The following is a 15,324-nucleotide window of genomic DNA, read 5'->3' as shown; positions in this document are numbered from 1 at the left end:
TTCATTATTTCTAATGAATTCCATTTTTCCTGATAATAATCAGGCGATTGAGTTTCTAAAAACCATTACTCCTGCACTATTCAGCGATTTTCTTTTAAATGGCACACGCCATTTATCCACCTTTAACTGCTGTTCGTTTTTGAAAAAAACTTTTCATTTCCTTTAGCAGCTCACGTTGGTTCAGAATCATAAGCAAGCCGTAAATCAACCCACCGATAATCACATCGATCACGATAATAGCAATCGGCTCCATACCCGTTAATCGAGAGTTAATGATATACAAAGGCGCAAGCATTATGGCAGAGTGAACCATTGGCCTAACAATCGATAGCGTCAATTCAGCTAAGCTGTCCCCGATAATTTGACGAATTCTGACGAAATAACTGACATAGAATAACAACACTCGCAAAAGGCCGACCGCCAGCGCAACAATCAGGATTTCACCAGAGAGGCTTGCCAAGTAAACAACAATCGGAATAATTCCCAACTGAAACAATTGCCAGTAAAAACTCCACCTGACTTTTCCAACGGCAATAAATAAGCTGCCGCTCGGATTTCCCAATGCTTTAAAAAGTCCATATAGACAGAGAATTTGAATTATGACAATGCTGTCCGCCCACTCCGTTCCAAGTAAAACGGGCACGGCATATGGAGCTGAGACAATGACCCCTGCCAGCAGCGGTGCATTAAAGCTGGTCAGCATATTCGTAATCAGCAAATAGGCTCTGCGCAACTTGCTGCTGTCCAATTGAATTTTCGAAAAAACCGGAAAAGCTACTCGGTTGATCATGGAATTCAACTTCTGTACCGGCTGCATAATGAGGTTCATTGCCATGCTGTAATAACCGAGCGCTACAGGCCCCAGGGCAATGCCGATAATCATCTGGTCGATTTTTGTCGTAAAATAGTTGATGCTGGTCGACCCTAACCGGTACATGCCAAAAGACACAAACCCTTGAATGGCAGTCCAGGAAAATACAGGTTGAGGTCTGGTTTCCAGATTCCGATATCCTCTAACCATCCAGGGAATGCTTCTGATCAGCGATGTAGCGATATGCCCATACACGAGCGACCAAGCTCCGAGACCGGTAAAAGCAGCCAGGCCAATGGTCAGCAGCACTCCAATCGCAGTTGCTGTAATCTCATTTTTGGTAATTTGGGCAAATTCCAGTTTTTTTGTTGCAAGCGTCTGAAACTGCAGGCCCAATGGCAGGATCAGAAAACTGATGCCAACCACCTGAATCATTGCCGTCAAACTGCTTTCATTGAACAGCAGCGCAATTACAGGAGCCGCAAGCAACAAAATAAGAAACAGCACCACCCCGACAAAAAGCGAAAACCAATATAAACTGGACAGCTCAAGTTTTGAAACCTTCTCTTTCTGTATGATTGCGTCCGTGATGCCCATTTCCAGGAATAACTGCGAAAACTGAATGACAATTTGCACCATGGCGATCAGCCCAAAAATCTCCGGGCCCAGAACCCTCCCCAAAATCAGCAGCTGGGCAATCTGCAAAACACTGGTCACGAGCATTGAAATAGAAGTTAGTTTCACACTGTTCACTGCTTGATTTTTTAAAGATGCCATAGGTCATTCCTCTAATCGCATTTAATATAAAATCTTTCTCCACATATTCCGCCGTTGCTTCGGAAATATCCCATACGGCCTGTCTTCTTCAAAATCTTCTGGAAATCCATTCAGGTCAAACGAGTCGCGATCACTTGGCGGCCGCTCTTCGTATTGATAAAGAAACTCGAAATCGATGACCTTAAGCCCTTCAGGCGTCAGCAGGATATTCCCCGGATGAAAATCAATCAGCGCATAGCCTTTGTTATAGAAAAATTCGTTAATGCTGAAAATCTCCTTTTTATGCCGCCGCTTCAGGATTTGCTTTTTAATATGCCAGCTTTCTGTCACCTTATTGGTCTTCAAATAAGGAACAATGATGTAGTTTTCTCCGCTGTCAATCAGCTTTGGAATAAACTCGCATTCCTTGCTCAATTCCCCATAAACGAATTTTTCACGTTCCAAAAATCGTTCTTTTCCTGCTTTATACGTTTTTTTCACCGCACGTTTTCCCTCATATTCGATAACTTCCACTTTGGCACGGCGTTTTTTCTCGGATACGTCTGCCACTACTTTTTCTTCCGTTTTATATGCTTGGTCCCATTCAGTGACAATCGTTTTGATTTCCTGCAGGAGGTCAGGAGCGACGGCGGCAATATAATCCAAGGCTTCGATTTCATCGTCAGCACTGTGGAGCGGATTAGCGCGCTCTTCTTTCGATAAAGAAAAATTAATTTCTGAACGCAGCTGCTCTTTCAGTAGATAATGCTCGTTCGAGACATGCGGATATTTTTTTTTCATTTTTGCATTCAGCGGTTTAGGATGATAATCATACATGACCAGCAAAGTGGATGGCTTGCCGCCGCTCACCGGCCACGGACCTTGCCCCCAATTGCCTCCCCTCATGCTTTGGGCAGCATTTCTTTTTTGCTCTTCGTCCAGTTTAATTGCCCGGATAAGGCATAAACCATTGCGGTCAAACCAGTCGGTAATTTTATGGGTCAGCTGACGCTCTTCTGCCCATTCCCGAACAACAAAAACCATCAATTCCCCATCTTTTTCAAAATTATGCTCACTCGATTTGATGGTCGACTCGAGCCATTGGCCGCTGACCCCGATCAGTTTCCGAATGGTATCAGTAGACGGTGCCCAACCTTCCTCTTCCAGGAAATGATGGAAATACTCCAGGCTGTTTTCTTCCAGCTTTGCCCCTGTTTCAGCTGCCAGCCGTTTAAGGACGCCCGGGTAATCATGGTCCTGCGGAATTTTCTTTACAGTGCCGCCAGCTGTAGCTGGAATTCCGGATTTCTCGCCTTTGTGGTAAACCGCATGGTACATCAGGCTGAGAAAATAATGGCGTTTGGATGGAATCGAATACTTGCCGTTCCATAATTCCTTTTGGTCCAAGATCGTTTCTGCAATATACGGCGGATAATAGGCGATATTATGGAAATTGCTTCCCGGCAGTCCACCGGCGCTATAAATATCAAAAGGCAGGATGCCAACCCTTTCATTCAATAATTCCCTGACCTTTTCGATATGTTCGTCTGATATCAATAAATCCACATCTTCGTCCAGATCCAAAAAAGGCAGTTCATCAAACCAGCGTAAAACCACGTAATCGAGCCTTCTTTCGTTGAGAAGATCGAAGAAGTTTTCAAGCCCGAGTTCAGGCGACAAATATTGGCGTGCAGCCTGTTCTTTTTGGTGATTCCGCTTGAATAGGATGCCTGTCCGCGTTTCACCGGGAATGTCGCCAAAAGTTTCAAAACGGAAATTCCATTTTTTCTTCCTGGCAAGCTTATAAGCCCATAGCGGCAGGAAGCTCGCTCGATCGATTATTTTAGATGGTATAAAAAGAATCAAGTCGGCTGAAGAATGAAAAGCATTTTTCAAATCCATGAAATCCGCACTATTGATGATCAGCACTTCCGCATTATTTTTGTAGGTCAACGTCTTTTCATTGGCATAATACAAATCTGGATCGCGCTGGATGTCCGGATTCCCGGTGCATATTCCAAGAAAATTCTTGTACCCGAACTCTGCCAGCTGTTTTTTTAAGCAGCTGCTTTCAGCATTGTATTCAAGAACTTTCACTGTTTGTTTCCGCGGATATGAAGCCCTTATATATTCACTGATTGTCAATCCATTTGCCATTGCCTTACTCCCCCTGTCCCCGGCATGCCAAGCAATGCGCGTCCTAATTATTTGCGCGCATACTGCCTATTAAAATACTGCTGGTATTCACCGCTGATAATTTGTTGCCACCAATCCTTATTTTCAAGAAACCAGTCGACTGTCTGGGCAATCCCTGAATCGAAATCGTAAACAGGACGCCAACCCAATTGTTCAATTTTCGTGGGATCGATCGCATAACGCTTGTCATGCCCCAGCCGATCTTCAACAAACTCAATCAGATCTTCCGACTTTCCGAGCGTCTGAATAATGGTACGCACCACTTCCAGATTGGTTTGCTCATTGTGGCCGCCGATATTGTACACTTCGCCGTTTTCGCCGCTGTGCATCACTAAGTCAATCGCCGCACAATGGTCCTGGACATGCAGCCAGTCACGGATATTCTTGCCATCGCCATAAACTGGAACCTTTTGGCCATTCAACACCCGGGAAATCGTCAGCGGAATCAGTTTTTCTGGAAAATGGTAAGGTCCGTAATTATTGGAGCAGCGGGTAATGTTGACAGGCAAACCATATGTTTCGTAATAAGCCCTGACTAAAAGATCCGATGATGCTTTACTGGCACTGTAAGGGCTATTCGGCTGCAGCGGCGTCTGTTCCGTAAAGAATGTTGCCGGATCAAAATCCAGCTCGCCATATACTTCATCGGTCGAGACATGGACGAACTTTTTGACTTTTGCCCCTTTTGCAGCATCCAGCAATACTTGCGTCCCCAGAACATTTGTCCGAATAAAAATTTCCGGATCCGTGATTGAACGGTCGACGTGGCTTTCTGCTGCGAAATGGATGACATAAGCGAAATCAACCTGTTCGAATAACTCATTGACCGCTTTGCGATCGGCGATGTCGATGTGGGCGAAACTGTAGTTTGCTTCACTTTCGATTTTCCGATGTTTTGTCAAGTCCCCTGCATATGTCAGCAGATCCAGATTATATATATGGTAATGCGGATATTTAGCGGCCATATATTGGACAAAATTCCCGCCAATAAAGCCTGCGCCGCCGGTTACAAGGATATTTTCCATGTGAACGCCCCTTTATAATTTATTCGGCAACAATTTTTTTTCAGAGGCAATGTCCAGCAAGTACTGGCCATAATCCGTTTTTTTCAAAGTCTGCGCCAGTTCAATCAACTGCGCCTGGCTGATATAGCCTCTCCGGTAAGCAATTTCTTCAAGGCAAGCAACGTACAGACCTTGCCGTTTTTGGATGGCTTCAACGAAATTGGAAGCTTCTAAAAGGGCTTCATGAGTTCCGGTATCCAACCAGGCCAGTCCGCGTCCCATAATGTTGACCTGCAGCTCGCCCCGTTTCATATACTCATCAACTACAGAAGTGATTTCTTTTTCCCCGCGCGCTGAAGGAGCTACCCCTTTAGCAATTTCGACAACTTTATTGTCGAAAAAGTAAAGGCCGGGAATCGCATAGGAGGATTTTGGCTGCTCCGGTTTTTCTTCAATAGAGATGACATTCATTTCTTCGTCCACTTCCACTACCCCATAAGCTCTCGGGTCGGCTACATGGCAGCCGAAAATGATGCTGCCTTTTGTCAGCTCTGCTGATTCCTGCAGCCGGCTCCCGAAATCCGAGCCATAAAAGACATTGTCGCCGAGCACCAGTGCAACCGGCGAGTCTCCGATAAAACTTTCGCCAATCGTAAACGCCTCAGCCAATCCGTTCGGTTCTTCCTGTATCGCATACTCAAGTTTGATGCCGAGCTTCTGTCCATTGCCGAGCAGGCTCAAAAATCCGGCAATGTCTCTTGGCGTTGAAATGATGAGAATTTCTTTAATTCCCGCGAGCATCAATACAGACAGCGGATAGTAAATCATCGGTTTATCGTATACAGGCAACATTTGCTTTGAAATCGATTTGGTCAGCGGATACAGGCGCGTCCCGGTTCCACCAGCTAAAATAATCCCTTTCATCATAGATCCCTCATTTCTTAAATTTGAGATAGGCTTTTCTGCGTCACATAGAGTTCCCGGATAATGCCGCAAATTTCTGCGACTGAGCTGATCGGCAAATCTCCGTAATAAGGCATCGCCAGCACCTGCTGAACTGCCTGCTGCGCATGCGGCAAATGTTCCGGACGTGCAGACGGCAGTTCGCTGTACCAGTCAAAATCGCTGCATAAAGGATAAAAATACTTTCTTGCGAATACATTGTATTTTTGGAGTTCTTTATGCACAGCATTTCTCGAGCGGCCAAATACTGCCTCGTCAATTTCAATGACAAAATACTGATAGCTGCTGGACTGGCCATCAAGAACCGTCAGCACCCGGATGCCTTGAATTTCCGCTAAATGTTCTTCATAGGCTTTTTTAACCGCATGGCGCTTGTGACGTTCTTCTTCAATTACTTTCAGGACTTCAAGGCCGACCCCCGCCTGGACTTCATTCATCTTGGCGTTCAATCCGGACAGCACCACTTCTTCCGCACTGGCAATCCCAAAGTTTTTCAGCAGATCCAGCTGCCTGCCGAGCGCTGGATCGCTGTAGGTCAAAGCCCCGCCTTCAATGGTGTTGAACAGTTTCGTCGCGTGGAAGCTGAACATCGTCATATCCCCAAAGCTGCTGATCGGCACGCCATTTATTTTGGAGCCGAAAGCATGAGCGCCGTCATAGATAACCTTCAACCCATGCTTGTCGGCAATCGTCTGTATTTTTTCCACCTCGCATGGATTTCCGAATACATGGACTGCCAGAATCGCACTGGTTTTCTCTGTGATCAATGCTTCGATTTTGTCGGCATCGATATTGAAAGTCATCGGGTCGATATCGCAAAAAACGGGCGTCAAATTATTCCAGTCAAGAGCCTGCACAGTAGCAGGAAATGTAAATGGCGTGGTGATGACTTCCCCCGTCAACTTCAAGGCCTTCAAGCCCAGCAGCAAAGCCAGTGTGCCATTGGAGAACATGGAGATATGGCCGACCTCCAAATACGTTTTGAGCTGGCGGCTCAATTCGTCGTGCTGCTTGCCGAAGTTAGTCAGTTGCCTGCTGTCCCACACGGTCTTTAAACGCTCAGTGACATCTTCAATGTCCGGCAATAAAGGCCGTGTGACATAAATCGGTTGTTCAAAAGCTTTAGCCATTCTATTCCCTCCCTTATGGATCTGTTTTTCGATAGATCAACCCGTCTTAGCGGGTTTTATCTTTTTTAGCATCGGCACCAGCAAATCATAGACGGTATCGAATTCCTTGATTTTCAATAGCCTGCAAATTGCGATGTAAATCGCCGCACCAATGGCGATCTGCAGAATCAGCGTCAAAAGTTCCGGGAATGGCAGGAGTTTTTCGATTCCATAAACCACCAGTCCCATCCCCATTGAGATGGCATAAATCGGCAGCAGGTCAACAATCTGCTCTTTGACGCCGTAAGAGATCTCCCGTCCTGAAAAGTAAATGTTGATGAACAGGGAAATATACGAATCCAAAACAATTGTCACCACTAAAATGGTAATTCCCCAGTCCATCCAGATGACAATTAAGATTAATACCGTCGGCACGATGGTCTTGATAATTTCCAGATAGAGAAACAGGTCCGAACGCCCTTTAACTTGAAGAATGTTTAAATTCAACGCGTGAATCGGATACAGCATGCCTGCGATGCACAGCAATTGGAAATAAGGCACCATGGTCATCCATTTTTCACCGAAAATCAGGTAAATCAGCGGATCTGCGACTGCAGCCACACCGACCATGACCGGAAAAATCAGAAATCCTGAAAGCTTAATGACTTTTTTAAAGCTTTGTTTCAGCCGCTCTTCCTGATCTTGAATTCCGCTCAATACCGGATAAGTCACCCGCTGGATGGTCGCCGTCAATGTCTGCGTTGCCACATCGCTGAATTTCGAGGCATTGGTGTAATAGCCCAGCGAAGTCGCCGAGTATTGCTTACCGATGATCAAGTAATAAATATTGTTATAAGCCGTATCAATCAGTCCTGAAACGAGCAGCTTCCACCCGAAACCGAATAAACGTTTGAATGACACTGTGCTGAAAACCAGCGAAGGCAGCCATCTTCTATAGAAAACCAGCAGCACCGCCTGAATCCCGCTCAGTGCCAACATGCGCACCACCAGGCTCCATACACCAAATCCCAGCAACGCCATCGCAACTGCAACAATTCCCGACAGCACACTTGCCGCCATATTGACTTTCGCCTGAACTTTGAAATCAACTTCCTTGGTGAACATTGCCCGCGGGATGATGGAGAATGCATTGATGACGACACCCAATGCCAGCACCCTGACAATGGCCGTCAATTGGTCTTGCTCGAAAAAGTTGCTGATCAAAGGCGCCGACAGGAACAGCAAGCCATAAATAACAATGGAAACAGCCAGGTTAAAATAGAAGACAGTCGAATAATCGGTTTGATCGGCTTTTTGATCGCGGATCAACGCTTGTGTAAATCCACTGTCAACAAGAGAATTTGAAAGTGCGACAAACACCAAAATCATGCCGATTATTCCGAAATCTTCGGGCACCAATAGCCGCGCAAGGATAATCTGAATAATGAACTGAATGCCCTGATTGCCTATCATGTCTCCAAAGCTCCAAAGCAGACCGCTAATGGTTTTTTTCTTCAACGAATTTTCCTGTTTCATCTGCCGGCTCCTATCGAAGAAAACTTTTTTCTGAAATCCGCTTAATTTATATCGAAAAGTTCAGAAATCTCTTCGTTTTGTTGTTTCGTTTACATCAAAGTAGGTATATAACATCTTATTTAACGATAAATAAATAGTCCTCCATTTCAGATACACTACTTTGTGCTTATTTATATTTCTTAATTATCATTCTAACATACTACAAGTCATTAATAACAGATAATTTAGATTATTTTTTATTTTAATTATGCAAATTATTCCACTATCTTTTTATAAAATTGTAAAAAAAATTGATTTTCACTATTTTTCTCGCGAAAAATTCACTGTTTAACTGTTAGATACTGTCTATTTCTTGTAAATTTTTTCAGAGTTTTTTTGCATAGCTATATACAGGTATATATTACTAATTTGAACTGGCAAAATATAAAATCAACTTCTTATCCACCGCTCTTCTAAATATAACGGCCTCAACTGCCCACTTTTCTCCAAAACAAAAAGCGATTCCTAAAAGACCTTGCTGCCGGCCTTTCGGAATCGCCTTTACTAAACTGCGGTATGCTGGATTTTATTAGATTGTAATTCTTTTAAAGACCCGTCTGAAAAACTCGGGCTTCATGTAGAACTGGCGGTAGCCTCTTTTCAATGTTTCTTTTATCTTCAGCTGTTTCAGCAAAATGTAAAAGCGATCGCGCCTTTTTGTCCGGCTGATGACATGATCGTATTTGAAATTAGTGTAGACATTTATTTCATCGAGCAGGGCAGCGACATCCTGAAGGTGTTTTTGCTTCGCCGAAACATCAGAAACTTGCATATCCGTCCAGGAACCTTTGACTTCCACCCGATATGCAGCCATATTCTGGTCCATGTAATAAACCGTCCCGCTTAATGCTCCGCAGATTGCCAGAGGATAGTCTCCGATTGTAGCATTCAGGTAATACTCCGGCATCTCAGGAATTTTATCGCGCGAATATAAAATCGAATTGGTGGCGAAAAGTTCCCCTCCACCTTCAATCACTTCTTCTACAGAATAGATCTTGTCCTTATGGCTTGGACGAATGGCAGAGACAGTTTTTTTAGTTACTGCAGAGACTTTTTCTGCAGCATGCACACACATGCTGCATTCTGGATGCGCCTCCATGTAGTCCACTTGCTTCTGAAGCTTCCGGGGATCTGTCCAGTAATCATCCCCTTCACAAATCGCCATGTACTTTCCTTGCGCGCGTTCAATATTGAACAACTCAAAATGGACATCTTGCGAATACTGATTTTCCGTCTGGTAGATCGGCTTGACAATATCCGGATACCGTCGTTCATAACTTCTGATAATTTCAGCTGTCCGGTCAGTAGACGCATCGTCATGAATTAAAATTTCATACATGAAATCCGTTTTCTGCATGAGCATGCTGTCCAGTGCCTCTGCTATAAAATTTTCATGATTGTAACTATTGCATTCAATGCTTACCATTATCTCGTTAGCCATAAGTCACAGACTCCTCTTCAGTTAAAGTAAATTTTTTGTCATCAGCCACAATAAGCAACCTGACCGCCTCCTGTCATATTTGTTGCACTTAATGCCATTGGACGCCTGCCGTTTTCCTTATCATAGCACTGAAATATTTTAAAAAACGGATTTTTCAGATAACTTAACAACAGCTTTACACATCTGTAAAATATGGGGCGTCACTCATCAACAGCAGCAGTGAAATTCTCTTTTTGATAAACAGACCTCAACTCCTCATCCCGCAGGATCAGTTGATTTTCTTCCACTGTATTGCCTTTGACAATGTGGCCTTCTCCCACATTGATATAAATGCCCCGTTCAGAATCCTCACGGGGATTGATGGCCAAATTATTGATGATGCTGATATTGTGGCTTGGCGTCATCAAGTTATTGCCTCCATCACCTGGACGAACAGCAATATTAAACTCATTGTTGAAAGTCAGGTTTCCTTTTATCACATTGGAATCCGCACCGTTTTTAATGTCGATTCCGTAATAGAAGCCGCTAACTGCATTCTTTTCAACTAAGCTGTTTTTTTCACTTTCCACTGTAATTCCTTGCTGATCGGTAAAACCCGGTCGATTTTCCTGTACAAAACAGCCTTTAACTACATTATGCTTGCCGCCTCCAAACAAAGAGAGATGTCCGTCCCCAGAATTTCTGACGACACAAGATTCGATAACATTATAATCCGAGGCAAAGTTGATGATGCCGGAGCCATAATTAAACTCACTTGTTACGTTCCGAAGCAGGTTGCCATTGGCATGATGAAGATGGATTCCCTGCGAATAGTTTTTTGTATAGACATTTTCAATGGAACTTTCCTGGCTGTCCTGCAATAGAATGGCGATATTGGAGACCAGTGATCCGCTTTCAGGAATTTTGTCTCCCATTAAAAAGCCGCCCTTTAAATGGACATCGGCTGTATCAGTAATCCAAAAAACACCGTATTCACCGTCAGCTTCTGTCTGAAAAATCGCCCCATCCATCCTTATGGTAATCGGCTTTGATATTTTCAAAGCAAAAGAGCTGTCGCCATATCCTGTAGTGGCCTTTAAATCAGGATTTTTGCTCAACTTATATACACCCGCTGGAATATGTAAAGTTTCACCGATTGGCGTTTCATCAATTGCGGCCTGAATAGCTTGCGTATCATCTGTCATTCCGTCACCTTCTGCTTCAAATTGGGTTTTTGCGTTAATTTCTTCATCGAAAAGCAAGTTTTCTCCTATCAAGAAAGCTATGGTTAACCCGTATATTCCCAGCAGAGAAAGCAGCCAGCGAGTTTTTTTATTAGTCATAATCAGCATTCTCTCCTTTGATCGAACCAGAAATAAAGAGGTTCAATAGTTTCCCGAAAGCGTATATATTTCTAGTATAAGTTAATATATCTAAAAATGCACACTTTTCAGATTACTAATTCTTTTATAATATTACCCAAAATCATCGTCATTCTATCCTACTGCCCATAATAATTACCATTTTATTGGAACCAAATTGTTTTCACCCTAGTATTTTCTTATTTTACTCGCTATAATCAAAGATGAGTCTAATTTAATTGAAAATTTAGTCATATTAAACCGGTAGCCGAATTCTATATGGTTTAACTGCTGCAAAAAGCGATCTTTCTATCTACGTTAAAAAATATAAAGAAATGAGGTTTTATTTTGAGGGATTTGTTTTTTGTAAAAGATTATGCCGCACTGTATGAAGAGATGGAAGGCGGAAGCTGCGAAGTTTTCGAGTTTGAACATCCCCTGGGGTCGGTCTATCATCAGTTTATTAAAAGAGAGATTCCGATTCAATTAGAGGACGGACCATATTTTGACCTTCTCACGCCTTACGGCTATGGAGGGCCGGTCATAACGGAACTAAAGGACGAGGCGAGCAAGGACGAATTGGTCAATCATTTCTGCCAGGCTTTTCAGGCTTATTGCCTGGAGCACAATATCGTCAGTGAATTTGTCCGTTTCCATCCGCTTATCGACAATGCCGCGGATTTCAAGTCCTGCTACACTGTCCTTTTCAGGCGCCATACTACAGGCGTCACTTTGAAAGGCTTTGAAGATCCGGTGCAGGAAGAATTTTCAGGCTCGACCCGCAAAAGAATCCGGAAAGCGTTGAAAGATGGTGTAACTTATCGGATTACACTAAGTCCATCTAACTTAGATCTGTTTCAGGACATGTATATCAAAACGATGCAGCGAGTCGGTGCTGAGGACTTTTATTTATTCGACAATACATATTTCCAAAAAATCATTGATAATTTGGGCGATCAGCTGGTATTAGTCGAAGCCGTGTTCGACTCACAAGTAATTGGCGCAGAACTTCATTTCCATTCCGGTTCAGTCATCCACACCCATCTCTCTTGCACCGTCGATGGCTTTAACCACCTGTCGCCCGTTTACGTCATGACCTATGCCATTGTGCTATGGGGCAAAGAACGGGGAGTGGAATTTATCCACTCCGGCGGCGGCGTTAACCCTGGCCCTGACGATTCACTGTATTTATTCAAAAAAAGATTTGGCAGAAACACTGAATTTGATTATTATGTTGGCAATAAAATCTGGAACGAAAAAATTTATCAGCAATTGGTTCAGCAGACGAATTCCAATTCCGAAAGCGGACTTTTCCCAGCATATCGGTGGCCCTGAAAGTAAATGCACCATAACAAACCGGCAAGCAGACAACTCTGCTTGCCGGTTATTTTATTTTATTGAGAATGGGCAGAATCAATTTATACACTGTCTTCAATTCTGTAATGCCTGCGATGCGGCAAGCAGCGATATAGAACAGGATGCCGGCGCTAATCTGCAGCAGCAATTGCAGCAGCAGGCTTGTTTCCAACAGTGTCCCAAACATCAACACTGCACCACCCATCAAAAATGACACTACGTAAACCGGCAGCAAATCTCTCACTTTTTCCGCAGCAGGATAGGCGACTTCACGCTTGGAGAAATGGCTGTTGACGAAAAATTCCAGATAGGTGTTCAGGATGGCTGCGGCAATCAGCCCAATGACCCCCAGCTCCAGCCATATGGCGAGGACTAACAGGATTGTCAACGAGATTTTATTGATGATCTCCAAAAGAAGGTAGAGATCGGACCGTCCTTTTACTTGGAGTATGCTCAAATCGAGAGCTAAAATTGGATACAACATTCCAGCTATAGACAGCAATTGGAAATAAGGCACCATCGGCAGCCATTTTTCGCCAAAAACCAGCAGTACCAGAGGTTCACCGACAGCTGCCATGCCGACCATTACAGGAAAAATAAGAAAAGCGGTTAGTTTTGTGATGTTTTTGTAGGATTGCTTTAGACGCTCATGCTCGTCCTGGATGCTGCTGAGCACCGGGTAAGTCACCCGCAGAATGGTCGCTGCCAAATTCTGCGAAACGATTTCACTGAACCGGGAGGCGTTTGTGTAATAGCCCAGCTGCGATGCAGAATACTGTCTCCCGATAATCAGGAAATAGACATTTGTATAGAAAGTGTCGATCAGCCCCGAGACAAGAAGCTTCCAGCCAAAGCCAAACAAGCGCTTGAACGAGGCAATGCTGAACACCAAAGAAGGAATCCACTTTTTTGACAAGGTAAAAAGCAGCGACTGAATGGCGTTCATCGACAGTTGCCGCAGCACCAAACTCCAAACCCCGTAGCCTGTAACCGCCAATCCCACTGCGATAATTCCCGACAAGATACTGGCAGTTAAATTAACTTTTGCCTGCGCTTTGAAATTCACTTCTTTGGCGAACATCGCTTTCGGGATAACTGCAAATGCGTTGATGACAATTCCGATAGACAGCACCCGGACGAGAGACACCAGCTGCGGTTCCGCAAAAAAGCGGCTGATGCCCGGGGCTGCAACAAAAAGAACCCCGTAAATCAGCAGGGAAACAAACAGATTAAAATAGAAGACGGTTGAATAGTCCGCCTGGCTGGCATTGCGCTCCCGAATCAATGCCTGTGTAAACCCGCTATCGACCAGCGAATTCGACAATGCGATAAACACGAGAATCATGCCGATCAAGCCGAAATGTTCCGGCAGCAGCAAGCGGGCCAGAATAATCTGGATGAGGAACTGAATGCCCTGATTGCCGATCAAGTCGCCAAAGCTCCAAAACAGACCGCCAATTGTCTTTTTTTTCAATGATGGTTTTGGTTCCATTTAATGGTCTCCTATTCCCCAACCCGCTAGAGATGCAATTAATGGATCAATTTCCATCTCACTTTCCGGATGCTTTCTGCAACATTCGGGAAATATCGTTTCATCTCCAGCAGCACCCGTTTTTTTGCGCCGAGCTCCAAATAGATTTTTCGATATTCACCGTGTTTTGCTTCCCTGAATCTGCCCTGCTCCAACAAAAGCGAGAACCGGTAACCCAACTTCACCTTTTCCAATGCCGAGCTGTACCGGTATTCAGTGTATTCATTGATTTCATCGAACATTTTTTCCATGTCGCGATAGTGGTTGATCCTCTTCATGCTGGTGGCGAGCTCCCGTTCTGTCCAGGATCCTTTGACCCCAACGCGGTAAGCAGACATATTATCATCTAAATAATCCACCGTTCCATGAAGTGCAGCCAATATGACCAGAGGATAATCCCCTACCGTTGCATTCAAGTAGAAAGGCGCCAGCACCTTGACTTTTTCTTTGGAATAAACCATTGAATTTGTGGCAATCAAATCACCGCCGCCTTCTATGACGCGTTCGACGGAAAAAATAGCATTGCCCTTCTCCGGCCTCACACTGGACAGGATTTTTTTCTTATCGGATAAGACCCGGTCCGCCGCATGGACGGTCATGCTGCACGCAGGATGCCTTTCCATATAGTCCACCTGCTTCTGAAGTTTATAGGGATCTGTCCAGTAATCATCGCCTTCGCAGACGGCAATGTATTTTCCGCTCGCCCGATTGTGGTTGAACATTTCCACACGGACCCCTTTTGAATACTGGTTTTGAGTTTGGTAAATTGGTTTGATTAAAGAGGGATAGTTATTTTCGTACTGTTTGATCACTCGGGGGCTTTGATCGGTTGAGGCATCGTCATAAATCAAAATTTCGAACTCAAAGTTTGTTTTTTGCATCAGGAAGCTGTCAATTGCTTCTGCAATATAGTCGCCATGATTATAGCTTGTGCAGACAATGCTGACCATCGGTTTGTTTGTCATGATTTTCACTCCTCTTTGTTTGGGGTATTGGCATTATGAATGCTAAAAGGGCATTACAGCTGCCTAAAAGGATAACCATAATGAATAGCGACCAAAAACAATACTTTATGCTCATATCCATCGTGTTTCCAACATTCTATCACACAATAAAAGCATAAATATAGATAATTCGTATTATTTCGAAAATAATAATTAGTTTACATTTTTTTAATGTAATATTTTCATTTCTAATAATTTCCTAATAATATTTACACTTTGTTTACAATGAGACTGCATC

Annotated in this window: 11 protein-coding genes; 1 reads left to right on the top strand and 10 read right to left on the bottom strand. The window is 43.9% G+C overall.

The annotated features are described in order from the left end of the window. Positions 1-112: 112 nt before the first annotated feature. From GJB59_RS15280 to GJB59_RS15245, 8 genes are all read right to left on the bottom strand, one after another. Positions 113-1,588 (bottom strand): MOP flippase family protein, encoded by a 1,476-nt coding sequence (locus GJB59_RS15280; RefSeq protein WP_142825940.1) that lies wholly within the window; start codon positions 1,586-1,588, stop codon positions 113-115. 21 nt (positions 1,589-1,609) lie between these two features. Further along, positions 1,610-3,724: a protein kinase family protein gene (locus GJB59_RS15275; protein WP_142825939.1), complete on the bottom strand. Its 2,115-nt coding sequence runs from the start codon at positions 3,722-3,724 to the stop codon at positions 1,610-1,612. A gap of 47 nt (positions 3,725-3,771) precedes the next feature. Beyond that, entirely contained in the window at positions 3,772-4,788 is a 1,017-nt protein-coding gene (rfbB, locus tag GJB59_RS15270) for a dTDP-glucose 4,6-dehydratase (protein WP_142825938.1), read from the bottom strand. A 12-nt stretch (positions 4,789-4,800) separates the two neighbouring features. Next, a complete protein-coding gene (gene rfbA, locus GJB59_RS15265) occupies positions 4,801-5,691 on the bottom strand; it encodes a glucose-1-phosphate thymidylyltransferase RfbA (protein WP_142825937.1) in 891 nt (296 codons plus the stop codon). A 17-nt stretch (positions 5,692-5,708) separates the two neighbouring features. Continuing rightward, positions 5,709-6,860 (bottom strand): DegT/DnrJ/EryC1/StrS family aminotransferase, encoded by a 1,152-nt coding sequence (locus GJB59_RS15260; protein ID WP_142825936.1) that lies wholly within the window; start codon positions 6,858-6,860, stop codon positions 5,709-5,711. A gap of 36 nt (positions 6,861-6,896) precedes the next feature. Continuing rightward, a complete protein-coding gene (locus GJB59_RS15255; RefSeq protein WP_142825935.1) occupies positions 6,897-8,375 on the bottom strand; it encodes a lipopolysaccharide biosynthesis protein in 1,479 nt (492 codons plus the stop codon). A 568-nt stretch (positions 8,376-8,943) separates the two neighbouring features. Beyond that, entirely contained in the window at positions 8,944-9,855 is a 912-nt protein-coding gene (locus tag GJB59_RS15250) for a glycosyltransferase family 2 protein (protein ID WP_142825934.1), read from the bottom strand. Positions 9,856-10,055: 200 nt separating this feature from the next. Continuing rightward, entirely contained in the window at positions 10,056-11,177 is a 1,122-nt protein-coding gene (locus GJB59_RS15245) for a right-handed parallel beta-helix repeat-containing protein (RefSeq protein WP_142825933.1), read from the bottom strand. A gap of 366 nt (positions 11,178-11,543) precedes the next feature. Here GJB59_RS15245 and GJB59_RS15240 point away from each other — a divergent pair, with 366 nt between their 5' ends. Further along, positions 11,544-12,530, top strand: coding sequence for a peptidoglycan bridge formation glycyltransferase FemA/FemB family protein (locus tag GJB59_RS15240; protein WP_142825932.1), 987 nt, complete (start codon positions 11,544-11,546; stop codon positions 12,528-12,530). 49 nt (positions 12,531-12,579) lie between these two features. Here GJB59_RS15240 and GJB59_RS15235 read toward each other — a convergent pair whose 3' ends face one another. Continuing rightward, positions 12,580-14,043 (bottom strand): lipopolysaccharide biosynthesis protein, encoded by a 1,464-nt coding sequence (locus tag GJB59_RS15235; protein WP_142825931.1) that lies wholly within the window; start codon positions 14,041-14,043, stop codon positions 12,580-12,582. Positions 14,044-14,081: 38 nt separating this feature from the next. Beyond that, positions 14,082-15,047, bottom strand: a complete 966-nt coding sequence (locus tag GJB59_RS15230; RefSeq protein ID WP_142825930.1) for a glycosyltransferase family 2 protein — start codon at positions 15,045-15,047, stop codon at positions 14,082-14,084. Positions 15,048-15,324: the final 277 nt, after the last annotated feature.

Origin of the sequence: Planococcus soli (assembly GCF_016881065.1) — a bacterium.
Classification (GTDB): Bacteria; Bacillota; Bacilli; order Bacillales_A; family Planococcaceae; genus Planococcus; species Planococcus soli.
The sequence above is the reverse complement of the archived record's forward strand: the minus strand, read 5'-3'. Positions and strand labels throughout refer to the sequence as shown.

Coding starts and splice junctions, on each gene's coding strand:
- GJB59_RS15280 (WP_142825940.1), bottom strand. CDS start 1,588: ATGGCATCTTTAAAAAATCAAGCAGTGAACAGTGTGAAACTAACTTCT.
- GJB59_RS15275 (WP_142825939.1), bottom strand. CDS start 3,724: ATGGCAAATGGATTGACAATCAGTGAATATATAAGGGCTTCATATCCG.
- rfbB (WP_142825938.1), bottom strand. CDS start 4,788: ATGGAAAATATCCTTGTAACCGGCGGCGCAGGCTTTATTGGCGGGAAT.
- rfbA (WP_142825937.1), bottom strand. CDS start 5,691: ATGAAAGGGATTATTTTAGCTGGTGGAACCGGGACGCGCCTGTATCCG.
- GJB59_RS15260 (WP_142825936.1), bottom strand. CDS start 6,860: ATGGCTAAAGCTTTTGAACAACCGATTTATGTCACACGGCCTTTATTG.
- GJB59_RS15255 (WP_142825935.1), bottom strand. CDS start 8,375: ATGAAACAGGAAAATTCGTTGAAGAAAAAAACCATTAGCGGTCTGCTT.
- GJB59_RS15250 (WP_142825934.1), bottom strand. CDS start 9,855: ATGGCTAACGAGATAATGGTAAGCATTGAATGCAATAGTTACAATCAT.
- GJB59_RS15245 (WP_142825933.1), bottom strand. CDS start 11,177: ATGACTAATAAAAAAACTCGCTGGCTGCTTTCTCTGCTGGGAATATAC.
- GJB59_RS15235 (WP_142825931.1), bottom strand. CDS start 14,043: ATGGAACCAAAACCATCATTGAAAAAAAAGACAATTGGCGGTCTGTTT.
- GJB59_RS15230 (WP_142825930.1), bottom strand. CDS start 15,047: ATGACAAACAAACCGATGGTCAGCATTGTCTGCACAAGCTATAATCAT.